The organism is Deinococcus planocerae (genome assembly GCF_002869765.1).
Taxonomy (GTDB): Bacteria; Deinococcota; Deinococci; order Deinococcales; family Deinococcaceae; genus Deinococcus; species Deinococcus planocerae.
Window position 1 is genome coordinate 116,208 of sequence record NZ_PNOR01000005.1, and the last position, 25,262, is coordinate 141,469.

Here is a 25,262-nt window from a genome sequence, read left to right on the forward strand (position 1 = left end):
GGCAGAGGGGGGCAGCGGCCCGGACCCTAGCGGCCCAGCGCCCGTTCGAGGTCGGCGGGGGTGATGGGCCGGGCCTGGGCGCCCACGCGGGTGGCGGCGAGGGCCCCGGCGGCGTTCGCGGCGCGGGCGGCTTGAGGAAGGGGCAGCCCCGTCAGGGCGGCGTGCGCGAAAGTGGCGGTGAAGGTGTCGCCCGCGCCGGTCGAATCGACGACCTGCCCCTCGGGCGGCACGGCGTCGACGAGTTCGGTCTCCTCGGGGGACCAGACGATGGAGCCCATGCGGCCCACCTTGACGATCACCCGGCGCGCTCCGGCCTCGCCGAGCCGGGCGAGCGCGGCGCTGATGCTCGTGGTGCCGGTCAGGGCGAGGAGTTCGTGCTGGTTGAGGGTGAGGTAGTCCGCGCCGATCACGTCGGCCATCAGGCGGGTGCCCGCCCGGTTCACGGCGCCCGTGCCGAGGTCGACGAAGACGGGGACGGGCTTCTTGGCCGTGCGCGCGATCTCGATGGCCCTGAGGGCGTACTCGCGCTGCGGCCCTTCGGTCAGGCTGTAGGCGCTGATGATCAGGCCGTCGGCGGCCTCGACGTCCTTTTTCTTGAGCCGCGCGGGGTCGAGCTGGCGGTTGGCGGCGCCGTGGCTGATCATCGCGCGCTGGCCGTCGGGGGTCTGCATCACGGTGATCGTGCTCGTCAGGTGTTCGGGGTCCTGCTGGATCGCCGTTTGCAAGACGCCGCTTTCGCGCACCCGCGCCAGGGCGTACTCGGCGAAGGGGTCTTGGCCCACCCGGGCGGCGAGGGTGACGGTGTGGCCGAGGCGGGCCAGGGTCACGGAGATCGTGCCGCCCGCCCCGCCGGGTTCCATCGTGGCGCGGGTGGGCGAGACCTCCTGGCCGGGGGCGGGCAGTTGGTCGAGGTGGTAGAGGTGGTCGACGGTCACGTCGCCGATGACGAAGAACTTCACGGGAAAAACCTCCGGGCCGCGTCTCAGGGCCCTGAATGCGTCCCCCCGGACGGCAGGGCACGTCTGGGAGGCGGGGGGTCCAGCGTCTGGAACGCGGTTCCTACCGTACCACGCCCAGCCGCGCGGCGAGGGCGCGCAGCTCCGCCAGCGGCACGTCCTCGCCGCGCACGTCCGGGCGCAGGCCCACTCCCGCCAGCGCCGCGTCGATGGCCGTCCCGTCGAGCCCGGTCAGGCGCAGGTTGTTGCGCAGCGTCTTGCGGCGGTGGTGCAGGGCCGCCTCCACGAACTTCAGGAAGGCCGGGTCGGGCAGCGGGCGGGTGCGGTCGAAGTCGAGCCGGAGCACACTGCTCGTCACGTCGGGGGCGGGGAGGAAGGCCCCCCTGGGCACGTCCCGCACGTGCCGCACCGTGCCGTGCAGGGCGGCGAGCGCGCTCAGGAAGCCGTAGGCGTCGTCGCCGGGCCGGGCGGCGAGGCGCCCTCCGACTTCTTTTTGCACGAGGACGGTGGCGGAGACGATGCCGGGCGCGTGCATAAAGCGCGACAGCAGCACCCCGGTGATGTAGTAGGGCAGGTTGGCGATCACCCGGGTGCCGGGGGCGAGGCCCGCGTAGTCGAAGTCGAGGGCGTCGCCCCAGACCACGTTCACGCCGAGTCCGGTCAGGGTCTCGGCGAGGACGGGCCGCAGGCGTTCGTCTTTCTCCAGCGCCGTGACGTGCGCCCCGCGCGAGGCGATCTCGCGGGTCAGGACGCCGAGGCCGGGGCCGACCTCCAGCACGGGCACGCCCGGGGCGGCGCCGCCCGCGTCGGCGATAAGCCGCAGGATGTTGCCGTCGATCAAAAAATTCTGGCCGAGGCTCTTGGTGGGGCGCAGGCCGTGGCGGGTCAGCAGCTCGCGCACCCGGGCGGGGGAGTAGAGCGGGGCGCCGCTCGTCACGTCGGGGGGAGTGGGGGGCAGGTCGGGCTGGGTCACAGGGTCACTCTCCGCGCCGGGGGCACCCGCGCCGCGGGGGGACGCGGGGACGGTGGGCGCTGGGGCGGGTCAGTATACTCCGCCCATGACGGACTCCGCCCCCTCCTCCACCCCGTCCGTGGCCGCCCCGCCGGACTGGGCGGCCTTCGCGCGCGCGGGCGAGTGGCGCCGCTCTCTGGCCGCCGCGCGGGTGACGGGCGCCCCCCCCGAGCTGACCGGGGCGCTCGACAGCGTGGTGCGCGTGCAGGAGGCGGTGCGCGCCCGGCGCCTGCCCCAGGCCCGCCGCGCCTGGGCCGGGCTGGAGGAGGCGCTCGGCGACCTTCCCGCGCGGGGGCTGGGCGGCGAGGGGGCGCTGCTGGGCACGCTCGTCTCGCCCCGGGCCCTCGGCGAGGCGCTGACGAGCCTGGAGGCGCTGGGACGCGGCACGGGCGGCGAGACCGAGCCGGACGCGCTGCGGGAGCGGCTGGCCCCGGCGCTCGCCCATCCGCTGACCCGGGCGGAGGCCATGAACGCGCTGGGGGTGCTGCACGCCCTGCGGGAGGAGCCGCAGGAGGCGCGGGCCCGCTTCGAGGAGGCGCAGGTCGCCGACGCCGGGCACTACCGGGCGCTCACCAACCTGGGGAACCTCGACCTGGAGGCGGGGCGCCCGGCGGAGGCCGAGGCGCGCTACCGCGAGGTGCTGCGGCTGAATCCCGACTACGAGGGGGCGCACCACAACCTCGGGGTGGCCCTGAGGCGCCAGGGCCGGATGCACGAGTCGGTGGGCTCAATCCGCCGCGCCCAGCGCCTGAGCGTGCGTAGATCGCAAGAAGACACCCGCGAGGAGATGCGCGAGGGCTTGCGCACGAGCGCGCGGCTGCGGACCGTCCGGCTGGTGCTGCTCGCGCTGGCGGTGCTCGTCCTCTTCCTCGTCGTGCGCGGGGCGGTGGGCTAGCGTGCCTGCCTTCGTGCTGTCCCCCGCGGGCGTGCGGGCGGTGGACGCGCGGCTGGAGGGGGCGGGCCTGCTCGACCTCGCGATGGAGGAGGCGGGGCGGGCGGTGGCGGACGCGGTGCACGCGCGTTTCCCGGCGGCGCGGGCGCTGCTCCTCGCGGGGGGCGGGGCGAACGGCGGGGACGCCCTCGTCGCGGCGCGGCACCTGGCGGCGCTGGGGCACCCGGTCCACGTTCTCGCCGCGCCCGCCTCGCACCCGTTGACGAGGCTGAACTGGGGAAGGCTCGGGGCCTTCGGTGTCGAACCGGGGCCGCTCACGCCGGAGGAGGTGGGGCGGGCCGCGCGGGGGGCAGAGGTGGTCGTGGACGGCCTGCTGGGGACGGGCTTCGTGCCGCCCCTGCGCCCCGCCCTCGCGGAGGTCGTGAGGGCCGTGAACGCGGCGCGGGGGGAGGGCGCGGTCGTGGTCGCCATCGACCTGCCGAGCGGCCTGGACGCGGCCCGGGCGGACGTGCCGGAAACTGCCGTCCAGGCCGACCTCACCGTCACGCTGACCGGGTACAAGACCGCGCTGCTCTTCGGCGCCGCCGCGCACCGGGCGGGCGAGGTCGTGCTCGCGCCGCTGCGTCTTCCCGCCGGCTGGGTGCGGGCGGAGGCGCTCGCCACGCAGCCGACCGACGCGGAGGTCGCCGCCCTTTTGCCGGTGCGGCACACCGACGCCCACAAGGGCACGGCGGGGCGGGTGTGGGTGGTCGGGGGGTCTCCGGGCACGGTGGGGGCGGCGGCGCTGGCGGGGCTGGGGGCGCTGCGGGCGGGGGCGGGGCTCGTCACCGTGTACTCGGCGGCGGAGGTGCCCCTGGTCACGCCGGAGCTGATGGTGCGGCGGCACGCGGGGCTGGGGGAGTGGCTCGGCGAGGTGTCGGAACGGCCCGACGCCGTGTGCCTGGGCATGGGACTGGGACCAGGCGCGGCGGCGCTCGCCCGCCAGGTCCTCGCCTGGGAGCTTCCCACCGTCCTCGACGCGGACGCCCTCCAGCCCGAGCTGGCGGGGGCCGGGCACGACCGCTGCGTCTGGACGCCGCACCCCGGCGAGGCCGCCCGACTGCTGGGGACGGGCACGGGGGAGGTGACCGCCGATCCACTCACGGCGGCCCACGCGCTGCAAGAGCGGTATGGGGGCGTGGTCGTCCTCAAGGGCGGGCCCAGCGTGGTCGCGCACGCGGGCGGATTGAGCGTGAGCCGGGGCGGGCACCCGGGGATGGCGAGCGCGGGGATGGGCGACACCTTGTCGGGGATCGTCGCCGCGCTGCTGGGGCAGGGACTGGGAGCGCGGGACGCGGCGGTGGCCGGGGTGCGGCTGCACGCGCGGGCGGGGGAGCGGGCGGGCGGGCGGCACGGGTACGGCCTGAGTGCGACGGACGTGAGCTTCGAGGTGGGGGGCGCGTGGCTCGACCTGGCGCGGGCGGGGGGGCGTGCGAGGTTCCGCACGTCGGCGCCGGGCGGGGAGTGGTAGGGTCGGGGAGACACATGCAGGGCCTCCTCTCCGACCTGCCCCTGATGGGGGTGCTGGAACTCGTCAACGCGACCCGCCAGACGGGCGTTCTCGACGTTCAATCGGAGGTGCCCTACACGGTGGCCTTCGTGGGGGGCGAGATCGTGGGGGGCGGCATCCTCGACTGGCTGGGGGTGGACGCCATCCAGTCGAGCCCGCTGCTGCCCGTGGAGGGGACCTTCGAATTCACCCCGCGCGGGGTGACGGGCTCGCCCCTAAGCCCCTACGGCCACTTCGCCGCCGACTGGGCGCGGGCCTCGGATGAGTGGGAGCAGGTCTGCGCGGTGATCGGCAGCCCCAGCCGGGTCTTCCGGGGGGTCTTGCCTCCCTACATCGGCCCCGCCGGGCGCAGCGTGCGCGACGCCGCCGAGGGCACGGGCCGTCCCCTCTTCGAGACGGCGCAGCGGGTCGCCGCCGGGGTGCGCGAGGGCCGGGTGGAGCCCACCGGGGACTTCGCGTGGTCGAGCCTGCGCCTCCAGGCGGGGCGGGCAGACGGGCGCTCCCCGGTCGCCGCCGCGCTCGACGGTCGGCGCAACCTCGGCGAACTCGTCGCCGGTGGCTTTGACGTGCGGGAGGTGCGGGGATACCTCCTCACCCAGATTCGCGCCGGGCTGAGGTTCCCGGGCAGCGGCTGGGTGCTGCGCGACCTGATCTGGGAACAGCAGCATCTGGCCTGAGGGGGCCCGGTTGCCGTTCAATGGGGACGTGTTCGAGATACGCCCCGCCTCCCCCGCCGACCGCGCGGCCCTCTACCGCATCTGCCTGGAGACCGCCGACAGCGGCGAGGACGCGACCCACCTGTACCGCGACCCCCTCCTCGTCGGCCACATCTACGCCGGGCCCTACCTGGAGTTCGAGCCGGACTTCGCCTTCGTGCTGGAAGGCGGGGACGGGGTGTGCGGGTACGTGATCGGCGCCCCCGACACGGCGGCCTTCGAGGCGCGGTTGGAGCACGGGTGGTGGCCCGCCCTGCGGAGGCGGTACCCGGACCCGGCGGACGTGCCGCCCGACCTCCGCACGCCGGACGAGCGGCTGGCCCACCTCCTGCACCACCCCCACCGGGCGAACGCCGCCGTGCTCGCCGGGTATCCTTCGCACCTGCACATCGACCTGCTCCCCCGCGCGCAGGGCGGCGGGCATGGACGACAGATGCTCGAGTGTCTCTTCGCGGCCCTGCGGGAGGCGGGGTCGCCGGGCGTTCACTTGGGGGTGGGGGGCAGGAACACGCGCGCCCAGGGCTTTTACCGGCACGTGGGCTTTCGGGAGCTGGCGCGGTCTCCGGAAGGGAGCCTCACGCTGGGGCTCCGGCTGTAGGCGGAAAGACGCCCTCTCGGCTCAGCGCACGGGCGCGTGGGGCCGCGGGGTCAGACCCCGTTGCCGCACCATCCGCCGGACCTCCTGGCAGCGGCAGCCGGGGGCGGTGCACAGCAGGAGTTCGGGGTCGCGGGTCAGGGCGCTCACGGTGGCGTCCACGAGGTCGCGCACCCGGTAAAGCCGCAGCGTGGAGCCCCCGACCCGCGCGGAGCGGGCACGGACGTAGGGGGTCATCCGCTCGAAGTCCGCCGAGCAGTTGGGGAAGGCGGTGGGCAGCACCTGCCCGTCCACGGGCACGTAGCGGGTGAGCAGCGGCATCCCGGCGACGTGCTCCCCGTAGTGGACCGTGGTGTTGCTGCCGAAGTCCACGCCCATCAGCAGGGCGTACCCGCCGAGGTCGTACAGGGCGCCGATGGGCTCGTAGGGGCTTTCGAGCGTCTGCACGCCCGTGATGGCCCGCGCCTCCTCGCCGAGCGCGACGAAGCTGAGGGTGGGGTGGAAGCTGCGCACCGCCGCCGCGCGCTCTACCATTTCCTGCGGCACCCGCCCGATGTCGCGGCTCACCCGCGAGTCGCGGTGGAAGCGGGCGTGGACGGGCGAGCCAGGGTGGCGCAGCAGCGTGGTGTACGTGAAGGCGGGAGCCACCACCGTCGCCGTGCGGGCGGCGAGCGTGTCCACCACCGCCCGCGCCCCGCCCTCCATCTGCCCGAAGGACTTCAGGCTCGCGTGGACGATGACGTGCTGCGAGCCGTCGAGCCCCAGCGCTCCCAGCCCCTCGTCGAGTTCGGCGGGCGTCACGGGCGGCTTGCGCAGCAGGTTCAGCACAGAGACAGCTTATCAGCCGTCCGCTCACGGCACCCGGCCAGGAACACACAGAGAAAAAGCCGCCCACGCCCGGACGGCTCCCCTCCTGTTCGCTGGCGGTTTCTCGCTTTGCCCAGACCGGATCAGTTGCGGCCATAACCCGCAACTGATCCGGTCACCGCCGTGGGAGCTCACTTCACGAACAGCATCTGCCGGTACGTCGGCAGCGGCCAGTGCTTGTCGGCCACGACCTTTTCCAGCTTGTCGGCGGCCCGGCGCACCTGAATCATCGCGGGCAGCACGTGGTCGCGGACGTGATGGGCCTTCTCGTGGATGTGGTCGCCGCCCAGGGCCCTGTTTTGCTCGCGCAGGGTCTGGAGGGCGTCGTACAGCTCGTCGGTAAGCCCGGCGACCTCGCCGGCGGTGGCGTCGAGCGCGCGGCTGGGGGTCCTCACCGCGCCCAGGTCGCCCAGGTACCCGGCGGCGGCGGGCAGGATCATCGTCTGGGCGACGTACTCGGTGGTCTCGCCCTCGATGTTCACCGTCTTGAAGTACTGGTCGTACATGATCTCCTGGCGGGCCGCGAGTTCACGCCCCGACAGGACGCCGAACTTCTCGAAAAGCCGCGCGTTCTTCTCGTCAACGAGGTGCTCGATGGCGTCGAGGCTGGTGCGGAGGTTCAGGAGGCCGCGCCCCTGTTCGGCCTCGCGGTGCCACTCCTCGGAATAGCCGTCGCCGTTGAAGACGATGCGCTTGTGCCGGGTGTACGTGTCCCGCACGATCTCGCCGACCGCCCCGCCCAGGTCCTCGCCCCGGGTGAGCCGCGCCTCCAGCTCCGCCGTGAGGCTCTGCACCGCGTCCGCCACGATGGTGTTCAGCACCGTGATCGGCATGGAGATGCTCTGGCTGCTTCCCGCCGCGCGGAACTCGAACTTGTTTCCCGTGAAGGCGAAGGGGCTGGTTCGGTTGCGGTCCCCGGCGTGGCGCGGGAGGGGCGGCAGCACGCTCGACCCCAGGCCGAGAAGCCCGGCCTCCGCGCCGCGCCCTTTCTCACCGCTCGCCAGCCGGTCGAAGATGTCAGTCAACTCCGTGCCCAGGAAGATCGAGAGGATCGCGGGAGGCGCCTCGTTCGCCCCGAGGCGGTGGTCGTTGCTCGCCGAGGCCACCGAGATGCGCAGCAGGTCCTGGTGCTCGTCCACCGCCTTGATCACCGCCGAGCAGAAGAACAGGAACTGGAGGTTCTCGTGCGGGGTGTCGCCGGGTTCGAGCAGGTTCTCGCCCGCGTTCGTGCTCATGCTCCAGTTGCAGTGCTTGCCCGAGCCGTTCACGCCCACAAAGGGTTTCTCGTGCAGGAGAGCGACCAGGCCGTACTTGCGGGCCGTGTTCCGGAGCACTTGCATGATGAGCTGCTGATGATCGGCGGCCACGTTGCTCTGCTCGAAGATCGGGGCGATCTCGAACTGGCCGGGCGCGACCTCGTTGTGGCGGGTCTTGACCGGGATGCCCAGCGCGTAGAGCTGCGTCTCCGCGTCCGTCATGAAGCTCAGCACCCGGTCGGGAATCGCGCCGAAGTAGTGGTCCTCGAGTTCCTGCCCGCGCGGCGGCTGCGCGCCGAAGAGGGTGCGGCCCGTCATCACCAGGTCGGGGCGGCGGAAGTAGTACTCCTCGGCGATCAGGAAGTATTCCTGCTCCGCGCCCAGGGTGCTGCCCACCCGGGTCCCCTCCGACGCTCCGAAGAGGCGCAGGGCGGGCGTGACGGCCTTGTTCAGCGCCTCGGTCGATCTGAGCAGCGGCGTCTTGTTGTCGAGGGCCTCGCCCGTCCACGAGGCGAAGGCGGTGGGGATGCACAGGGTCGCGCCGTTTGCGTGCCGCATGATGAAGGCGGGGCTACTCGGGTCCCAGGCGGTGTAGCCGCGCGCCTCGAAGGTGGCCCTGAGCCCGCCCGAGGGGAAGGAGGAGGCGTCGGGCTCGGCCTGAATGAGTTCCTTGCCGCTGAAGACCGCGATGGCCTGCCCGTCCCCGGCGGGCGAGACGAAGGAGTCGTGCTTCTCGGCGGTGGCGCCCGTGAGGGGCTGGAACCAGTGGGTGTAGTGGGTGGCGCCCTTTTCCATCGCCCAATTCTTCATGGCGAGCGCCACGGTGTCGGCGATGCCGGGGTCGAGGGTCTCGCCGCGCTCCAGGGTGGCCTGGAGGCTCTTGTAGATGGGCTTGCTGAGGCGGGCCCTGAGCTGTTCCAAGGTCAGCACGTCCCGGGCGAACAGCTCGTCCACGACGTGGTTGGGCAAAAAGGCCGGGGAGGCCTCGACGCGCCAGTTGCGGGCGGCGGAAATCACATCGAAGTCGTGGTTCATCGTTTCCTCTCCCTGTGGCCTCGGCCTCCTCGCGGGGGCGCGGCGCGGCGGCATCCCTTCCCCGCACCCCCCCCCGGCTCAGCCGGACTCTGCCCCGGAGTATAGGAGCGTGCCAAATGCACGGTCAACGTGGGGCTGGACAAGTTGCAGGGACAGAGTGGGGAACAGGGCCAACTTCCGGTCGAGCCTGCACTTTGGCGGGTCAGAACGGCACACCGTGACAGGAATACGCGAACACCCTGTGAAACGGGGAGAGCGGCTGACTGAGCCCACCCGACCCTTGCGTTCTCCCCCGCCCGCCCGCTACGGTCAGGGGCACACGGAGGCCCGCCACGAGATGACGCCCACGCCCGACGCCCAGAGCCCGCCCCCCCGCACCCCGCAGGACATCCTCGCCGCCCTGAGCGCGCAGAACGTGGGGTTTCTGCGCCTGCAATTCACCGACATCCTGGGCACCACGAAGAACGTGGAGGTGCCCGGCTCGCAGTTCGAGAAGGCCCTCGCCGGGGACGTGACCTTCGACGGCAGCGCGGTCGAGGGCTTCACCCGGGTCGAGGAGAGCGACATGCTGCTGCGGCCCGACCTCTCCACCTTCCTGATCTACCCGCCGTTCTCGCGCGAGGAGGAGGGGCGGGGACGGGTCGCCCGGCTGATCTGCGACGTGACGCTGCCGGACGGCACGCCCTTCGAGGGCGACCCCCGGCAGGTGCTGGGGCGGCAGGTCGCGCGGGCGGCGGAGCTGGGCTTCGAGATGTTCGTGGGGACCGAGCCGGAGTTCTTCCTCTTCGAGCGGGGCGAAGGCGGGCGGGGCAGCACGGTCACCCACGACAAGGCGGGGTACTTCGATCTCGCGCCGGTGGACAAGGGCGAGCGCATCCGGCGCGAGATCGCGGGCCTCCTCGTGCAGATGGGCTTCGAGATCGAGGCCTCGCACCACGAGGTCGCGCCCGGGCAGCACGAGATCGACTTCCGCTACGCGCCCGCGCTGGAGACCGCCGACCGCATCGCCACCTTCAAGTTCGTGGTCAAGCGGGTGGCGCTGGAGTACGGGCTGCTCGCCAGCTTCCTGCCCAAGCCGCTGCCCGGCGTGAACGGCTCGGGGATGCACTGCCACCTCAGCCTCTTCAAGGACGGCAAGAACGCCTTCGCGGACCCCGATGGGGAGCACGGCCTCTCGGCCACCGCGCGGCACTTCATCGCCGGGCTGCTCGAACACGCGGGGGGCATGGCGGCGATCACGAACCCCCTCGTGAACAGTTACAAGCGGCTGGTGCCGGGATACGAGGCGCCCGTCAACGTCGCGTGGAGCACGAGCAACCGCTCGGCCCTGATCCGCATTCCGGCCAAGCGGGGCCCCTCCACCCGTGCGGAGGTGCGGATGCCCGACCCCTCGTGTAACCCTTACCTGGCCCTGGCGGCGATGCTCGCGGCGGGGCTCGACGGTATCCGGGAGGGGCTGGAGCCGCCGCCCGCCATCGGGCGCAACATCTTCCGGATGACCGTGCGGGAGAAAAGGCACCACCGCATCCGCGAGCTGCCCACCGACCTGCGCGAGGCGGTGGACGAACTCGAAAAGGACCCGGTGATCGCCGGGGCACTCGGCGAACACGTCCTCGACCATTTCGTCGCCGCCAAGCGGGCGGAGTGGCGCGAATACTCCGCCGCCGTCCACGCCTGGGAGCTGGAGCGCTACCTCGACCTGATCTGAGGCACCCCCCCGGCGGGGGGACTCCGGGAGACGGGTGGGTGGAGCACGGGGCCTTCCCCGTTGCCCACAACCCCTCTTCGCCGCAATATCCTTTCGCCGGGCCGCAGTGGAATCAGTTCCGGGGGACCCTTTCTCATGAGCCCCGCGTTGACTTCGCTTAAAGGCGTCCCTAGAATTGTGGCAATCTCAACAACGGCGCGAAGGCGCTCTCTTTTTCGGAGGATTCATGAAGAAAACCGCCCTGAGCCTTTCCGTTCTCGCCGCGCTGGCCCTGGGGGGCGCGAGCGCCCAGACCACGATCAAGCTCGCCACCCTCTCGCCCCTCTCGGGCGGGCAGAGCGACCTCGGCACCCAGATTCGCAACGGCGCGCAGCTCGCCGTGAACGAGTACCGCCCGCAGTTCCAGCGCCTGGGGCTGAACCTCCAGCTCATCGCGTACGACGACCAGGCCGACCCGGCGACGGGCACCTCGCAGGCGCGCAAGATCGCCTCCGACCGCTCGATTCTGGCGGTGGTGGGCACCCTGAACTCGGGCGTGGCGATTCCGTCGAGCGCGGCCCTGCAACCCAGCCGGGTGGCGCTGGTGAGCCCGGCGAACACCGCCAACCAGGTCACCGACCGCGGCCTGAGCAACATGAACCGCATCGTGGCGCGCGACGACGCGCAGGGTCCGGCGGGCGCGAACTTCATCACCGGGACGCTGAAGGCGGGCAAGGTCTACATCCTCAACGACAAGACGGCCTACGGCGAGGGCCTGGCGCGCGAGGTCGAAAAGGCCCTCAAGGCCAAGAACGTGCAGGTCGTGGGCAACGAGGGCACCGAGGAGAAGAGCGACTTTTCGAGCATCGTCGCCAAGATCCGGCTCCAGCGCCCCGACGCGATCTACTTCGGCGGCATCTACAACCAGGTGGGCGTGTTCATCAAGCAGCTCCGCGAGGCCGGGGTCACCACGCCCGTGGTCGGCGGGGACGGCCTGGACAGCTCTGAACTGGCGACCATCGCCGGGGCGGGGGCGAACAACATCTACTTCACGACGGTGGCGGCCCCCATCGAGGCGCTGCCCGCCGCGCGGACCTTCGCCGCGAACTACCAGAAGACCTTCAACGACACCGCGCAGGGCTTCGGCGCCTTCGGGTACGACGCCGCCAAGGTGGCGCTCCAGGGCATCCTGGCCGCCGCGCGGGCGAACGGCAACAAGGCCCCCACCCGTCAGCAGGTGGAGACCGCGATTCGCCGGGGCAACTTCACGGGTCTGCTCTCGGGCAACGTGAGCTTCAACAGCGTCGGCGACCGCCGCGCCGCGACCCTGTACGTGATGAACGTGGAGGGCGGCAAGTACAAGCTCGCCACCAGCGTGCCCGTCCGTCCCACCAAGCAGTAACCGCAGGGGCCGCCGGGACATCTCCCCAGGGCCGGGCATGACGCTCGGCCCCTTCGCTATGGTGGGGGGCGGAGGCGCGGGCGCCCTCCCCCTCCCCGCCCCGGTTCCGTTCCGACCCCGAAAGACCGCATCTCCACCCCGACCTCTGCGGGGACCGTCACCGAGAGGAGACCCATTTTGGACCTCGCCACCCTGCTGCCCTTCGTCGTGAACGTGATCGCGGGCGGCCTCGTGCTGGGCTTCGTGTACGCGATCATCGCGCTCGGGTACACGATGGTCTACGGCGTGCTGCAACTGATCAACTTCGCCCACTCGGAAGTGTTCGTCACCGGCGCGGTCGTCGGCTTCGAGGTCTTCCGGGTCCTCGCCCCCAACCCCATGAACGGGTACCTCAAGCTCCTGATCGCGCTCGTCGCCGCGATGATCGTGTCGGGGCTGCTCAACGTCCTCATCGAGCGCCTGGCCTACCGCCCGCTCAGGAACGCCCCCAAGCTCGTGCCGCTGATCACCGCCATCGGCGTCTCCTTGATCTTGCAAGACGTGCTGCGGATCATCGAGGGCTTCCAGGGGAGATTCGACCTGACGTACACGCTGCCCGCCGGGTTCAGTGGCCGCTTCTGCGCGGAAGGGAGTTCGTGCGCGGGGCTGGGGAACGTGCTGCGGACGGTGGGCATCGACCTCCAGCTCAAGGACGTGATATTGATCGTGGTCGCGCTGCTGAGCCTGGCGGTGCTGAACTACCTCGTGAACCGCACGCGGCTGGGCAAGGCGATTCGCGCCGTCGCGCAAGACCGGGTGACCGCCGGGCTGATGGGCATCGACGCCAACCGCATGATCAGCGCGACCTTCCTGATCGGGGGCGCTCTGGGCGGCATCTCCGGGGTGCTCTTCGGCATCAAGTTCGGCACCGTGAACGCCTACTCGGGCTTCGACCCCGGGATCATCGCCTTCACCGCCGCCGTGCTGGGGGGAATCGGCTCGATTCCGGGGGCGGTGCTCGGCGGGCTGGTGCTCGGGGTGATCCAGAACCTGATCGGGGTGACGAACATCTTCGGGCAGTTGCTGGGGATCGCCAACCTGGAGGCCATCGACGCCTCCTACCAGCGGATCGGGGCGTTTATCGTGCTCGTGCTCATCTTGATCTTCAAGCCCACCGGCCTACTCGGCAAGAGCAACGTGGAGAAGGTATGACGGCGGCGGGTCCAGCCCTCTCCCGCCGCGCCCGTCCGCTGCCCGACCGGACCGTCTTGCTCGTCCTGACGTTCCTGGCGACGAGCGCCCTGCTGCTGCTGTCGCACAACGGCCCGCTGCTGGAGCGGTTGGGGGCCCTCGGGGCCGTGCTGCGCAACCCCATCGTCGAGGCGGTCGTGGTCTCGCTCTTTCTCGCCAACGTGCTCTTCGCATACCTGTGGCGCGCGGCGCCCTGGGCCAAGGCGCTCGTGGGGCTGGGGAGCCTCCTGCTCGTGCTGCCGTGGGCGGGGCAGGAGGACACCTCGCTGCTCGACCTGAGCATCCAGATCATGATCTTCGCGGCGCTCGCGCTGGGGCTGAACATCGTGGTGGGGCTCGCGGGACTGCTCGACCTGGGGTACGTGGCCTTTTTCGCGGTGGGTGCCTACGTCTGGGGCATCTTCGCCAGCCCGCGGTTTGCGGAGATCCTGCGGTACTACGGCGAGAATCCGGGCGGGACGAACGAGCTGACGCTCGCGCTGGGGCTCTTCCTGACGGCGATCACGGCGGCGAGCATGATCTACATCCGGCGCCGCACCGTGCGGCCCACCCGGGCGTCCTCGTGGAGTTTCGGGCTGGCGAGTTTCGGGCTGATCGCGGGGCTGATCCTGACCGGGCGGGCGCTGCTTGTGCTGAACGCGGGGGCCGCCGCGGGGCTGGCGACGGGCATCCACCCCAGCTTCTTCTGGCTCTTCCTCGCGCTGAGCGTCCTCGCCGCCGCCGTGGTGGGGGTACTTATCGGCCTGCCGGTGCTGCGGCTCAAGGGCGACTACCTCGCCATCATCACGCTGGGGCTCGGCGAGGTGATCCGGGTGCTGGCGAACAACCTCGACCTGTACTCGGCGGGGTCGCAGGGCATCACGCCGATCAGGAGCGCGTCGGTGCCGTGGTTCGACCGGCTGGCGGGGGCGCTGGGCTTCCAGCCCGACCAGTATTACCTGCTCTTCTTGTACGTGCTCGTGCTCATCCTGATCGCGGTGATCTTGCTCGTGAACGTGCGGCTCGACCGCTCGCGGATCGGGCGGGCCTGGATCGCCATCCGCGACGACGAGGTGGCCGCGCAGGCGATGGGCGTGCCGCTGGTGCAGACGAAGCTGATCGCCTTCGCCACGGGGGCCTCGTTCGCCGGGGTGATGGGGATGATCTTCGCGGCCAAGCAGACCTTCGTGAGCCCGGAGAGCTTCAACATCTTCCAGAGCATCGGCGTGCTGAGCATGGTGATCCTGGGCGGGATGGGCTCTTTCCCGGGCGTGATCCTGGGCGCGGCGGTGGTCACGCTGCTCAACTTGCGCATCCTGCCGGGGCTGGGCGAGGCGACCGCGAACGTGCCGTGGATTCCCCAGCAGGTGAACCCGGGGCAGCTTCAGCGGCTGGTGTTCGGCATCATCCTGGTGACGATCATGCTCCTGCGGCCCGAGGGGCTCTTGCCCAGCCGCCGCCGGGTGCTCGAACTCCACCACGACGACAACCAGGAGGACGACAGCGCCCAGGGCGCGGGCCCGGCCCTGACGGCGGGCGGCGGAGACGTGTTCAGCCCGGGGTACGCCACCCGGAAGGAAGACGAGTCGGCGGGCACCACGGGGAGAGGCAAGCCATGAACATCCTCGAAGTGCAGGGGGTCACGAAGACCTTCGGCGGCCTGACCGCCGTCAACGACGTGACCCTGGAGGTGCCCCGCGAGGGCATCGTGAGCATCATCGGGCCGAACGGGGCCGGAAAGACCACCTTCTTCAACCTCGTGACGAGCATCTACAGCCCGGACCGGGGCACCATCCGCCTGGACGGGCAGGAGCTGATCGGCCTGCGGCCCGACCAGGTGGTGAGCGCCGGAATCGCGCGCACCTTCCAGAATATCCGGCTCTTTTCCACCATGAGCGCCGAGGAGAACATCATGGTGGGGCGGCACACCCGCCTGCGGGCAGGCTTCGTGGACGCCGTGCTGCGCACCCGCCGCTTCCACAGCAGCGAGGACGAGGCGCGCGAGGTGGCGCGGGTGATGCTCGACTTCGTGGGGCTGGGCCGCTGGCGGCGGGAGCTGGCGACCAACCTGCCCTACGGCGACCAGCGCAAGCTGGAGATCGCCCGGGCGCTGGCGACCACGCCCAAGCTGGTGCTCCTCGACGAGCCCGCGGCGGGCATGAACCCGCGCGAGACCGAAGACCTCAAGGCCCTGATCCGCCGCATCCGCGACGAGCTGGGGGTGACGGTGGTCCTCATCGAGCACGACATGCGGCTGGTGATGACCTTATCCGAGCACATCACCGTGCTCGACTACGGCACGAAGATCAGCGAGGGGCTCCCGCACCAGGTTCGCAACGACCCGCGCGTGATGGAGGCGTACCTGGGCCGCGGCGCGGCGGCGGGCGAGTACGGGAAGGAGGCGGGGCCGCGTGCCTGAGACGCAGATGCTGGGTGAGAGGACACAGGCGGTGGGGACCCCCCTGCTGGAGCTGCGGGGGATTCACACGTACTACGGCCACATCCACGCCCTCAAGGGGCTGGACCTGACGGTGGGCGAGGGCGAGATCGTCGCTCTGATCGGCGGCAACGGGGCGGGCAAGACGACCACCCTGCGGACGGTCAGCGGCATGATGAAGCCCAAGGTCGGCAACGTGGTGTACCAGGGCCAGAACGTGAACGGTCTGCCCCCACACACGATCATGGGGCGCGGGATGAGCCATGTACCCGAAGGGCGCCGCATCTTTCCGCAGCTTTCCGTGCGCGAGAACCTGGAGGTCGGGGCGTACACGATCACCGACCGGAAGGTGATTGAGGACCGCATCCAGGAGGGCTTCGCGCTCTTCCCCCGACTCAAGGAGCGCGAGAACCAGCTCGGCGGCACGATGTCGGGCGGCGAGCAGCAGATGCTGGCGATTGCGCGCGCGCTGATGGTCAATCCGAAGTTGCTGCTCCTCGACGAGCCCAGCATGGGCCTCTCGCCCCTCTTCGTGGAGGCGATCTTCGACATCGTGGAGCGGCTGAACAAGGAGCGCGGCACGACGATCCTGCTCGTGGAGCAGAACGCGAGCATGGCGCTCGGCGTGGCGCACCGGGCCTACGTACTCCAGACCGGCGAGATTCGTCTCAGCGGCCCCGCCGCCGAGATCGCGCGCGACGAGAGCGTCCGCAAGGCGTACCTGGGCGACGAGTAAAGGAAAGAGGGCGAGGGGGCCGCTTCCGGTGTGGGGCGGCCCCTTCCCTGTGCCGGGTCCGTACGACCGCCTACCGAGCCGCGCGGCGGGATTCGGTAGGTTCAGCCATGCGCCTCCTGAGCCTCGGTGCGGCGGCCCTCGTCTCCGCCTCGCTCTTCACGTCCTGCCTTCCGGCCCCGCAGGCCTTCGACCCCAACCGCCTGCCCGACCCCGCCGACCTGGGGGCCCGGAACGCGGCGACCGAGTGGTGGTACGTGTCGGGCTACCTGCCGGAGTCGGGGCTGGCCTTCCACTGGGCGCAGTTCAAGGTGAACTACCGGGGCATTCCCTACCACGCGGGGCACGTGGCGGTCACCGACCTGCGAACGGGGAAACTCAATTTCCTCGAGAACGAGGCGCAGCGCACCCGCTTCGGCTTTCCCCCGCTGCGGGTGGAGCAGGGCGGCTGGCGGCTGGTGCAGGATGGGCAGAATTACCAGCTTCAGGCCGGGCCGCTGAACCTTACCCTCACGCCGCTCAAGGGGCCGGTGGTCCACCCGCCGGGGTACTCGGGTACCCCCGAGGTGGGGCGGCTGTACTACCAGAGCATCACCCGCCTGGACGTGAAGGGCACGGTGGCCCTGCCCGGCGGCGAGACGCGGGAGGCGCGCGGGCTGGTGTGGCTCGACCACCAGTGGGGCGACCAGCAGCCGGGCGCGCAGGCGCGGTGGGACTGGTTCGGCCTCCACCTCTCCGACGGCTCGGACCTGATGCTCTACCGGGTGCGCAACAACGAGGGGCAGGTCGTGCAGGTCGCCGCCTCGCGGGTGGACGCGCAGGGCGTGGCGCGCGAGGTGCCGAACGTGGTCATGACGCCGGGCCGGGTCTACCGCAGCCCCAGCGGGCGCGACTACGTGCTGGACTGGGAGGTGCAGGCCGGGGACCTCACGCTGACCCTGAACGCCGTGCGCGACGAGCAGGAACTCCTCTCCAGGAACACCTCCGTCGCCTACTGGGAGGGGCCGGTGCGGGGCACGGGCACGCTGGCCGGGCAGCCCATCACCGCCGAGGGCATGGGCGAGTTCGTCGGCGGCCTCCTGCGGCGCGAGGAGGGCGGGCGCTTCGTGCCGTCGGGCCGCTGAGCCCGAGCGGGACATTCTTCACCCTTTTTAAGACTCCACAAACTTGACATGACCTCACTCAAGTTGCAAAATGGAGGCACTTGAGGAGGTCCCCTTGAATCCCGAACGTTTCACCGAGGCTGCCACGCAGGCGATTGCCGCCGCGCAGGGACTCGCACAGTCCAACCATCAACAGAACCTGACCGTCGCGCACGTGTTGCGCACCCTGACCGACAACGACACCGCCGCCCGGGCGATCACCGCCGCGGGGGGCGACCTTGCCACGCTCCGCACCGCGCTCGACGGCGAACTCGCCAAGCTTCCGCGCGTGCAGGGGGGCGGGGACAGCCTGTACCTCGACCCGGCGCTGAGCCGCGCGTTCCAGAAGGCGGAGGGCGTCGCGGGGGAGTTCGGCGACAGCTTCGTCGCCGCCGACACGCTGCTGCTCGCGCTGCGGGGGGAGTACCGGGGCCAGGGCCTGCCCGCCGAAGCCGCGCTTCGCCAGGCCGTCACTGATGCCCGGAAAGGAAAGACCGTGACCACGAAGTCTGCCGAATCGCAGTTCGACGCGCTCAACAAGTATGGGACCGACCTGACCCAGCGGGCGCGTGACGGCAAGCTCGACCCCGTGATCGGGCGCGACGAGGAGATTCGCCGCGCGATGCAGATTCTGCTGCGGCGGACCAAGAACAACCCCGTGCTGATCGGCGAGCCCGGCGTGGGCAAGACCGCCATCGCGGAGGGTCTCGCCAGCCGCATCGTGAAGGGCGACGTGCCCGAGGGCCTTAGAAATAAGCGCATCGTCTCGCTGGAGATGGGCAGCCTGCTCGCGGGGGCCAAGTTCCGCGGCGAGTTCGAGGAGCGCCTCAAGGGCGTGATCGACGAGGTCGTGGGCTCCCAGGGCGAGGTCATCCTCTTCGTGGACGAGATTCACACCATCGTCGGCGCGGGCAAGACCGAAGGCAGCCCCGACGCGGGCAACATGCTCAAGCCCGCCCTCGCCCGCGGTGAGCTGCACCTGATCGGCGCGACCACCCTCGACGAGTACCGCGAGGTCGAGAAGGACCCGGCCCTGGAGCGGCGCTTCCAGCCCGTCTTCGTGGACGAGCCCAGCGTGGAGGACACCATCTCGATCCTGCGCGGGATCAAGGAGCGGTACCAGGTCCACCACAACGTGGAGATCACCGACCCCGCGCTGGTGGCCGCCGCGCAGCTCTCGCACCGCTACATCAGCGACCGCCAGCTTCCCGACAAGGCCATCGACCTCATCGACGAGTCGGCGGCGCGGCTGCGGATGGCGCTGGAGTCGAGCCCCGAGCGGATCGACCAGCTCGAACGCCGCAAGCTGCAACTGGAGATCGAGCGCGAGGCATTGAGGCGCGAGAAGGACCAGGACTCGCAAAACCGCCTCCTCGACCTGGAGGAGACGCTGAAGGCCGTCACCGACGACCTCGCCGAGGTGCGGGGGCGCTGGGAGGCCGAGCGAGGTGAGGTCCAGGTGCTCCGCGAGAAGCGCGAGGCGCTCGATCAGGTCCGCACCGACATCGAGAAGGCGCGCCGCGAGTACGACCTCGCCCGGGCCGCCGAGCTGGAGTACGGCAAGCTGCCGCAGCTTGAGCGCGAGGTGCAGGAGCTGGAGCGCAAGCTCCGGGGCGCCGAGTTCGCCCACCTCGAAGTGACGGAAGAGGATGTCGCCGCCGTCGTCAGCCGCTGGACGGGCATCCCGGTCTCCAAGCTGATGGAGGGCGAGCGCGAGAAGCTGCTGCGGCTGGAAGAGCAACTGCACGGGCGGGTGATCGGGCAGGACCGCGCCATCGTCAGCGTGTCCGACGCGATTCGCCGTGCCCGGGCGGGCCTGAACGACCCCAACCGTCCGCTGGGCTCCTTCATGTTCCTGGGGCCGACGGGGGTAGGTAAGACCGAGCTTGCCAAGGCTCTGGCCGAGTTCCTGTTCGATTCCCCGGACGCGATGGTCCGCCTCGACATGAGCGAGTACATGGAGAAGCACACCGTCGCCCGCCTCATCGGGGCCCCTCCCGGATACGTCGGCTACGAGGAGGGCGGCCAGCTCACCGAGGCCGTGCGCCGTCGCCCCTACGCGGTGATCCTGCTCGACGAGATCGAGAAGGCGCACCCCGACGTGTTTAACGTGCTGCTGCAAGTGCTCGACGACGGGCGCCTGACGGACGGTCAGGGCCGCACGGTGGACTTCCGCAACACCCTGATCATCCTGACGAGCAACATCGGCTCGCCGCTGATTCTGGAGGCGCAGGCGCGCGGTGACAGCGCCGAGAGCATCCGCGACCAGGTGCTCGGCGTCTTGCAATCGAGCTTCCGACCTGAGTTCCTCAACCGCATCGACGACATCATCGTCTTCGACGCGCTGACCCCAGCCGACCTGCACAAGATCGTGGACATCCAGATGGGGGGCCTGCGCAGGAGGCTCGCCGAGCGACGGGTCACCCTGCACCTCACCGACGCCGCCAAGGACCACCTCGCCCGCATCGGGTACGACCCGGCCTTCGGCGCCCGGCCCCTCAAGCGCGCCATCGCCCGCGAGATCGAGACGCCGCTCGCCCGCGAGATCCTGCAAGGGCACGTCCACGACAACAGCACGCTGGTGGTGGACCACGACGGGTCGCGGTTCCGGTTCGACACGGGAGTGCTGAACTAGGGGCGGTCAGCCGTCCGCAGGACAAAGAGAGCCGCTGCCCGAGCGTGGGGGGCGGCCTCTTGTCTTGGGAAAGTCTGTGCGTGTTACCGTTCCCCATGCCCGTCCTCATCGACGTTCCGCCCACCGATCAGCGCGTCATCGACCTGATGAACGCCCAGCAACGCGAGTTGCGGGCGCTGTACAACGACACCGACGAGCGCACGGAGCCCTTCGACCCCACGACCCTCTCCGGGGAAGGGTGCGTCCTTCTGGCGGTGGAGGAGGATGGGGCGCTGCTCGCCTGCGGGGCCTTGAAGCGCACCGAACCGGACACGGCGGAGGTCAAGCGCATGTACACGGTGCCGGGGGCGAGGGGGCGGGGCCTGGGTCGCCAGATTCTCGCGGCGTTGATCGAGCGGGGGCGGGAACAGGGATATGCGCGGCTGGTGCTGGAGACGGGGGACTTGCAGGCGGAGGCGCTGCACCTCTACGAGTCGGCAGGCTTTACCCGCATTCCGAACTACGGGTACTACGTGGGGATCGAGAACAGCCTGTGCTATGGGCTGCCGCTGGGGGTGCAGGCGACCCGCACGGCCCCCTGACCATCCAACCAAAGAAAGCCGCCACCCACACCCGGGCGGCGGCTTGCTGCTCGTCGGCTCAGCGGCGGTTGTTGGCGTTGCGGCCCGCCAGACCCGCGAGGCCGATCAGTCCGGCGAGGCCCAGCCAGCCCCAGTCGGTCCCCTGGTTATTGGTCGTGGTCGTGGTGTTTGTGGTCCCGGTCGTGGCGGTATCCGTCGTGGTCGCCGTGTCGGTGGTGGTCGTGTCCGTCTGGGCGAGGGCGGTCATGGGGAGGGCGAGAACGGCGGACAGGGCCACGGCTTTCAGCGTGAAGTTCTTCATGAGAGCCAGTGTGACCCAAGACACGCCCGTAAGGATTGCAGAGAACGCACGTTTCCTTGACCAAACCTTATCAACACGTCAGGGAGACGCCTCAAGCCGTCGCCTTCCAAACCAGCCCGACCGCCTCCTCCACGCTGCGGACGCCCTCGCGGCCCTCCAGCCCGGGGGGGACGATCAGGTCGCGGTATCCGGCCCGCCTGGCCTCCTCGGCGCGGCGGAGCGAACCCTGGGTGGAGCGCACCTCGCCCGCGAGGCCGACTTCCCCGAAGACGGCGACGTTGCCGGGGAGGGCGCGGCCCACGACCGCCGAGTACACCGCCAGAGCGACGGCGAGGTCGAGGCCGGGGTCGGCCACCTTCAGGCCGCCCGCCAGGTTCACGTACACGTCGAGACCGCCCAGGGTGAGGTCGAGGCGACGCTCCAGCACGGCGAGCACCACGTCCACCCGCCGGGGATCGAGGCCGACGACCACCCGGCGCGGGTTGGGATAGGGCGTCTTGGCGGCAAGGGCCTGCACTTCGAGGAGCATGGGCCGCTGCCCGTCTATGGTCGCGGCGACGACTGAGCCTGGCACCCCGACGGGCCGCTCGGCGAGGAAGGCCGCGGACGGGTTCTCGACGGCAACGAGCCCTTCCCCGCGCATCTCGAAGACGCCGAGTTCCCCGGCCTGGCCGAAGCGGTTTTTCACGGAGCGGAGCAGGCGGAAGGCGCCCACCGTCTCCAGAAAGACGGTCGTGTCCACGATGTGCTCCATCACCTTCGGCCCGGCGACCGTGCCCTCCTTGGTGACGTGGCCGACGAGGACGGTCGCGGTGCCCGTCTCCTTGGCGGCGCGGGTGAGCAGGGCCGTTCCCTCGCGCACCTGGGCGATGCCGCCGGGGGTGCCGTCCCCCTCCACCGTCACCGTCTGGATCGAATCGACGATGCACAGGGCGGGTTTGTGCTCGGCCATCAGGGCGGCGACGTGCTCGGCCCGCGTGTCGCGGGTGAGGTGGATGTCGCCCTTCACGCCCAGGCGGTCGGCGCGTAGGCGAATCTGCTCCAGCGACTCCTCGCCCGCGACGTAGAGGACGGTCTGTCCGTTCACGGCGAGCCTATCGGCGACCTGAAGGAGCAGCGTGCTCTTGCCGATGCCGGGCTCGCCGCCGATCAAGGTGACGCCGCCCGCGACCAGCCCGCCGCCAAGCACGCGGTCGAGTTCGGGAATCCCGCTGGGAAGGCGGGGTTCCTCGCGCCGCCCGACGGTGGAGAGAGGGGTGAGCTTGCCGCCCGTGACGCCGCCGTATCCGCCCAGGCCGCCCGTTCTGGCCTTGCCGACGGCGGCCACCGGCACCTCCTCCTCGAAGGAGTTCCACGCCTGGCAGTTGGGGCAGCGTCCCAGGGGCTTGGCCGACTGGTAGCCGCAGCTCGTGCAGACGTAGCGGGTGGTGACTTTAGCCATCGGCCTCCACCCCGCCCACGGGTCGGGCGTCCGCGCGCCAGTACGTGCCGCCGTCTGTCGCCAGATAGTCGCCGTCCACGAGTTCGGTGAGCAGAACGCCCACATCGTCCATCGTGCTGTGATCCCGCAACAGGGCCTGGACCTCGGCTTCCGGGTAGCGCCGACCCGGCTCGAACAGGCCCGTCAGGTGGTCGAGGATCGCCAGTTGGTGCGCGCGGCGGCGGTCGGAGGGCCAGCCGGTGATGCGGCCATAGTCGTCCTGAAAGGCGGCGATGCTCTTGGTCATGGAGGGCATGGTAGCGGCTTGGCGACGGGGGCAACGTGCCGGGATGCGGAAGGGAGAAGGCAGATGGCGAAGGGCAAAAAGCGGGCGGAGACCCGCGCTGGAGCCTCCGTCCTCTCTTGAACCTTCCGCTTTCAGCCTTCGGCCATCCGCCTCACGCCAGAATCTGAGGCGGCGCCGTCGTCCCGCGCTCGAACTGAACGCCTTCCTGACCCAGCACCACGCGAAGTTCCTCGCCCGCGTTGCCGATGAGTTCGAGCGCCAGCGGGTCCTCGATCTCCTCGCGGACCAGGGTGCGGAGCTGGCGGCTTGACCCGACCGCGTGCTTGGGGCTGCGGGACTTGAGTTTGCTCACCAGCCACGCGGCGATGGCGGGGTCGAAGGTGACCGTCAGCTCGCGGCTGGCGAGTTCCTCCCGCATCTCGCCGAGGAGTTGCTGGGCCACCCGCACGAGTTCGTCCTCGCCAAGGGGACGGAAGCGGATCACGTCGTCGAGGCGGTCGAGGAATTCGGGCGTGAAGATGTGCCGCAGCGGCGCGTTGTTGTCGGGCGTCACGGGCGAGAAGCCAACTGTGGGGTTGACGTTGAAGCCCGTGTTGCTCGTCATGATGATGATCGTGCGGCGGAAGTCCACCGTGCGGCCCAGGCCGTCGGTCAGCCGACCGTCGTCGAGCACCTGGAGGAAGGTGTTGTAGATGTCGGGGTGCGCCTTCTCGATCTCGTCGAGCAAGATCACCGAGAAGGGCTGGCGGCGCACGGCTTCCGTCAGGCGCCCGCCCTGCTCGTAGCCCACGTACCCGGGAGGGGACCCGATCAGTTTGGAGATCGAATGCGACTCCTGGAACTCGCTCATGTCCACCCGGATCAGCGACCGCTCCGAGCCGAAGAGGGTGCGCGAGAGTGCCCGCGCGAGGTGCGTCTTGCCCACGCCGCTGGGGCCCACGAAGAGGAAGCTGGCCGAGACGCGGGTGCGTCCACCCAAACCGACCCGGGCCCGCCGCAGGGCGCTGGAGAGCGCTTTGATCGCTTCCGGCTGCCCGTACACCTGGTCGGTGAGCTGGTCTTCGAGGTCGCTGAGCTGGGCCGCCGACTCCTCGGAGTAGACGCCCCCCATCGAGTTGATCACGCTCTCGATGTCCTCGCGGGCGACCATCGGCTCGCCGTCCTCGGTCTCGGTGATGGGGAGGCCCACGCTCATGTTCAACCGGACCCGGCTCGCCGCCTCGTCGATCAGGTCGATGGCCTTGTCGGGAAAGTTGCGACCCGGCAGGCTGCGCTCGCCGATGCGCACCGCGAGTTCGAGCGCCTGGTCGGGAATCTGGACCCCGTGGTGCTCCTCGTAGCGGTGACGCAGGCCCCGCAGGATTTGCAATGTCTCGGCGGGGCTGGGCTCCAGCACGATCACCGGCTGGAAGCGGCGCTCCAGGGCGGCGTCCTTCTCGATGTAGCGGTGGTACTCGCCCGTGGTCGTCGCGCCGATGACCTGAATCTCACCGCGAGAGAGGGCGGGCTTGAGGATGTTCGCGGCGTCGAGGGTCCCCTCCGCGCCGCCCGCCCCGACGAGGGTGTGCAGCTCGTCGATGAAGGCCATCACCTTGGCGTTACGGAGTTCCTCGATGATCTGGCGCAGCCGCTCCTCGAACTCGCCCCGGTACTTCGTGCCCGCGACGACGCCCGAGAGGTCGAGGCTGACCAGCCGCACGTCGTGCAGGTTGGGCGGCGTGCGCTTCTCGTGGATGGCGAGCGCGAGCCCCTCCACGATGGCGGTCTTGCCCACGCCGGGGTCGCCGATCAGCACGGGGTTGTTCTTCGTGCGGCGGGTGAGGATCTGGGTGACGCGCCGGATTTCCTCGCTACGCCCGATCACCGGGTCGAGTTTGCCCTCGCGGGCCTGCTTGGTCAGGTCGCGCCCGTACTCGTCGAGGAAGGGGGTGGCGACGGGCTTGGCGGGCTTGCCGCTCCCGTGACCCTCGCCCTGGGCGAGCACCCGCCAGCGGATCGTGTCCACGTCCTTGGTGAGTTCCTGGAGGATGCGGAAGGCCACCCCGTCCCCTTCCCGGATGATGCCCAGGAGGATGTGCTCGGTGGAGGTGACTTGGGCGCCGAGGGAACGGGCCTCGGCGCTCGCCAGTTCCATCACCCGGCGGGCGCGGGGAGTGATGGAGGGGGCGTCGTTGAGGCGGCTGCCCTCGCCGCGACCGATGATCTCCTCGACGCGGCGGCGCAGGCCGTCGAGGGAAGCGCCGAATTCGCTGAGGATGGTGGCGGCGGTGCCGCCTTCGCGCATCAGGCCGAGGAGGAGGTGTTCGGGGCCGACCATCGCGTGCCCGAGGCGGTTGCCTTCCTCACGGGCGGAGTGGGACACGAGGCGGGCGCGGTCATCGTATCGGTTCATAGGCTCCCCCTCTGTCGGGCGGGCCGCACGGCCCAGAACGGCACGGCGCGGGGCGAAAGCGGGTCATGGTCTGGCACTGATTCTAGTCTAAGGGCGCTCCCCCGCCGGGCAGGCGTCGAATCTCACCTTCTCCCCCAC

General features: G+C 70.6%; 21 protein-coding genes. 13 read left to right on the forward strand and 8 right to left on the reverse strand.

What is annotated here, in order from left to right; genetic code table 11:
• Window positions 1–26: 26 nt before the first annotated feature.
• Window positions 27–959: a carbohydrate kinase family protein gene (locus A7B18_RS04300; RefSeq protein WP_102125456.1), complete on the reverse strand. Its 933-nt coding sequence runs from the start codon at window positions 957–959 to the stop codon at window positions 27–29.
• A 100-nt stretch (window positions 960–1,059) separates the two neighbouring features.
• Window positions 1,060–1,929, reverse strand: coding sequence for a 16S rRNA (adenine(1518)-N(6)/adenine(1519)-N(6))-dimethyltransferase RsmA (gene rsmA, locus A7B18_RS04305; protein ID WP_102125457.1), 870 nt, complete (start codon window positions 1,927–1,929; stop codon window positions 1,060–1,062).
• Window positions 1,930–2,014: 85 nt separating this feature from the next.
• Here rsmA and A7B18_RS22815 point away from each other — a divergent pair, with 85 nt between their 5' ends.
• Genes A7B18_RS22815 through A7B18_RS04325 form a run of 4 tightly spaced genes read left to right on the forward strand, consistent with a single transcriptional unit; the run spans window position 2,015 to window position 5,723 of the window.
• The gene (locus A7B18_RS22815) at window positions 2,015–2,863 is read left to right on the forward strand and encodes a tetratricopeptide repeat protein (RefSeq protein WP_102125458.1); all 849 of its coding nucleotides are present in this window, start codon (window positions 2,015–2,017) and stop codon (window positions 2,861–2,863) included.
• A gap of 1 nt (window position 2,864) precedes the next feature.
• On the forward strand, window positions 2,865–4,370 hold the full coding sequence (locus tag A7B18_RS04315; RefSeq protein WP_245872738.1) for an NAD(P)H-hydrate dehydratase: 1,506 nt from the start codon (window positions 2,865–2,867) through the stop codon (window positions 4,368–4,370).
• Between the two features lie 14 nt (window positions 4,371–4,384).
• Window positions 4,385–5,086 carry a DUF4388 domain-containing protein gene (locus A7B18_RS04320; RefSeq protein ID WP_102125459.1) on the forward strand — a complete coding sequence of 234 codons (702 nt, stop codon included), beginning with the start codon at window positions 4,385–4,387 and terminating at the stop codon, window positions 5,084–5,086.
• Window positions 5,087–5,114: 28 nt separating this feature from the next.
• Complete coding sequence (locus A7B18_RS04325; RefSeq protein WP_102125490.1) at window positions 5,115–5,723, forward strand: GNAT family N-acetyltransferase; 609 nt, start codon at window positions 5,115–5,117, stop codon at window positions 5,721–5,723.
• 21 nt (window positions 5,724–5,744) lie between these two features.
• Here the strand turns inward: A7B18_RS04325 and A7B18_RS04330 are convergent, their stop codons facing one another.
• Complete coding sequence (locus A7B18_RS04330) at window positions 5,745–6,548, reverse strand: AAC(3) family N-acetyltransferase (RefSeq protein WP_102125460.1); 804 nt, start codon at window positions 6,546–6,548, stop codon at window positions 5,745–5,747.
• Window positions 6,549–6,718: 170 nt separating this feature from the next.
• Complete coding sequence (locus tag A7B18_RS04335; protein ID WP_102125461.1) at window positions 6,719–8,878, reverse strand: glutamine synthetase III family protein; 2,160 nt, start codon at window positions 8,876–8,878, stop codon at window positions 6,719–6,721.
• Between the two features lie 337 nt (window positions 8,879–9,215).
• Between A7B18_RS04335 and glnA the strand changes: the two genes are divergently transcribed.
• The 9 genes from glnA (at window position 9,216) to A7B18_RS04380 (ending at window position 20,704) form a co-directional block, all read left to right on the forward strand.
• On the forward strand, window positions 9,216–10,586 hold the full coding sequence (glnA, locus tag A7B18_RS04340) for a type I glutamate--ammonia ligase (protein WP_102125462.1): 1,371 nt from the start codon (window positions 9,216–9,218) through the stop codon (window positions 10,584–10,586).
• A gap of 226 nt (window positions 10,587–10,812) precedes the next feature.
• Window positions 10,813–11,967 (forward strand): branched-chain amino acid ABC transporter substrate-binding protein, encoded by a 1,155-nt coding sequence (locus A7B18_RS04345; RefSeq protein WP_102125463.1) that lies wholly within the window; start codon window positions 10,813–10,815, stop codon window positions 11,965–11,967.
• 177 nt (window positions 11,968–12,144) lie between these two features.
• On the forward strand, window positions 12,145–13,158 hold the full coding sequence (locus A7B18_RS04350) for a branched-chain amino acid ABC transporter permease (protein ID WP_102125464.1): 1,014 nt from the start codon (window positions 12,145–12,147) through the stop codon (window positions 13,156–13,158).
• Window positions 13,155–14,795, forward strand: a complete 1,641-nt coding sequence (locus A7B18_RS04355; protein WP_102125465.1) for a branched-chain amino acid ABC transporter permease — start codon at window positions 13,155–13,157, stop codon at window positions 14,793–14,795. The genes A7B18_RS04350 and A7B18_RS04355 overlap by 4 nt, the downstream gene beginning before the upstream one ends.
• Window positions 14,792–15,595, forward strand: a complete 804-nt coding sequence (locus A7B18_RS04360) for an ABC transporter ATP-binding protein (RefSeq protein ID WP_102125466.1) — start codon at window positions 14,792–14,794, stop codon at window positions 15,593–15,595. The genes A7B18_RS04355 and A7B18_RS04360 overlap by 4 nt, the downstream gene beginning before the upstream one ends.
• Window positions 15,596–15,602: 7 nt before the next feature.
• The gene (locus A7B18_RS04365) at window positions 15,603–16,349 is read left to right on the forward strand and encodes an ABC transporter ATP-binding protein (RefSeq protein WP_102125491.1); all 747 of its coding nucleotides are present in this window, start codon (window positions 15,603–15,605) and stop codon (window positions 16,347–16,349) included.
• 107 nt (window positions 16,350–16,456) lie between these two features.
• Window positions 16,457–17,470, forward strand: coding sequence for a lipocalin family protein (locus A7B18_RS04370; protein WP_102125467.1), 1,014 nt, complete (start codon window positions 16,457–16,459; stop codon window positions 17,468–17,470).
• 94 nt (window positions 17,471–17,564) lie between these two features.
• Window positions 17,565–20,123, forward strand: a complete 2,559-nt coding sequence (gene clpB / locus A7B18_RS04375) for an ATP-dependent chaperone ClpB (protein ID WP_102125468.1) — start codon at window positions 17,565–17,567, stop codon at window positions 20,121–20,123.
• A 95-nt stretch (window positions 20,124–20,218) separates the two neighbouring features.
• On the forward strand, window positions 20,219–20,704 hold the full coding sequence (locus A7B18_RS04380; protein WP_102125469.1) for a GNAT family N-acetyltransferase: 486 nt from the start codon (window positions 20,219–20,221) through the stop codon (window positions 20,702–20,704).
• A 58-nt stretch (window positions 20,705–20,762) separates the two neighbouring features.
• Here the strand turns inward: A7B18_RS04380 and A7B18_RS04385 are convergent, their stop codons facing one another.
• From A7B18_RS04385 to A7B18_RS04400, 4 genes are all read right to left on the reverse strand, one after another.
• Complete coding sequence (locus A7B18_RS04385; RefSeq protein WP_102125470.1) at window positions 20,763–21,005, reverse strand: WGxxGxxG family protein; 243 nt, start codon at window positions 21,003–21,005, stop codon at window positions 20,763–20,765.
• 91 nt (window positions 21,006–21,096) lie between these two features.
• Window positions 21,097–22,446 (reverse strand): DNA repair protein RadA, encoded by a 1,350-nt coding sequence (radA, locus tag A7B18_RS04390; RefSeq protein WP_102125471.1) that lies wholly within the window; start codon window positions 22,444–22,446, stop codon window positions 21,097–21,099.
• Window positions 22,439–22,732, reverse strand: a complete 294-nt coding sequence (locus A7B18_RS04395; RefSeq protein WP_102125492.1) for a DUF2087 domain-containing protein — start codon at window positions 22,730–22,732, stop codon at window positions 22,439–22,441. Before A7B18_RS04395 ends, radA begins: the two co-directional genes overlap by 8 nt.
• Window positions 22,733–22,883: 151 nt before the next feature.
• Window positions 22,884–25,124 (reverse strand): ATP-dependent Clp protease ATP-binding subunit, encoded by a 2,241-nt coding sequence (locus A7B18_RS04400; protein WP_102125472.1) that lies wholly within the window; start codon window positions 25,122–25,124, stop codon window positions 22,884–22,886.
• Window positions 25,125–25,262: the final 138 nt, after the last annotated feature.

Excerpts from the sequence above, each read along its gene's own strand:
- A7B18_RS22815 (WP_102125458.1), top strand. The coding sequence starts at position 2,015 with ATGACGGACTCCGCCCCCTCCTCCACCCCGTCCGTGGCCGCCCCGCCG.
- A7B18_RS04320 (WP_102125459.1), top strand. The coding sequence starts at position 4,385 with ATGCAGGGCCTCCTCTCCGACCTGCCCCTGATGGGGGTGCTGGAACTC.
- A7B18_RS04335 (WP_102125461.1), bottom strand. The coding sequence starts at position 8,878 with ATGAACCACGACTTCGATGTGATTTCCGCCGCCCGCAACTGGCGCGTC.
- glnA (WP_102125462.1), top strand. The coding sequence starts at position 9,216 with ATGACGCCCACGCCCGACGCCCAGAGCCCGCCCCCCCGCACCCCGCAG.
- A7B18_RS04345 (WP_102125463.1), top strand. The coding sequence starts at position 10,813 with ATGAAGAAAACCGCCCTGAGCCTTTCCGTTCTCGCCGCGCTGGCCCTG.
- A7B18_RS04355 (WP_102125465.1), top strand. The coding sequence starts at position 13,155 with ATGACGGCGGCGGGTCCAGCCCTCTCCCGCCGCGCCCGTCCGCTGCCC.
- A7B18_RS04360 (WP_102125466.1), top strand. The coding sequence starts at position 14,792 with ATGAACATCCTCGAAGTGCAGGGGGTCACGAAGACCTTCGGCGGCCTG.
- A7B18_RS04365 (WP_102125491.1), top strand. The coding sequence starts at position 15,603 with ATGCTGGGTGAGAGGACACAGGCGGTGGGGACCCCCCTGCTGGAGCTG.
- A7B18_RS04370 (WP_102125467.1), top strand. The coding sequence starts at position 16,457 with ATGCGCCTCCTGAGCCTCGGTGCGGCGGCCCTCGTCTCCGCCTCGCTC.
- A7B18_RS04380 (WP_102125469.1), top strand. The coding sequence starts at position 20,219 with ATGCCCGTCCTCATCGACGTTCCGCCCACCGATCAGCGCGTCATCGAC.
- A7B18_RS04385 (WP_102125470.1), bottom strand. The coding sequence starts at position 21,005 with ATGAAGAACTTCACGCTGAAAGCCGTGGCCCTGTCCGCCGTTCTCGCC.
- radA (WP_102125471.1), bottom strand. The coding sequence starts at position 22,446 with ATGGCTAAAGTCACCACCCGCTACGTCTGCACGAGCTGCGGCTACCAG.
- A7B18_RS04395 (WP_102125492.1), bottom strand. The coding sequence starts at position 22,732 with ATGACCAAGAGCATCGCCGCCTTTCAGGACGACTATGGCCGCATCACC.
- A7B18_RS04400 (WP_102125472.1), bottom strand. The coding sequence starts at position 25,124 with ATGAACCGATACGATGACCGCGCCCGCCTCGTGTCCCACTCCGCCCGT.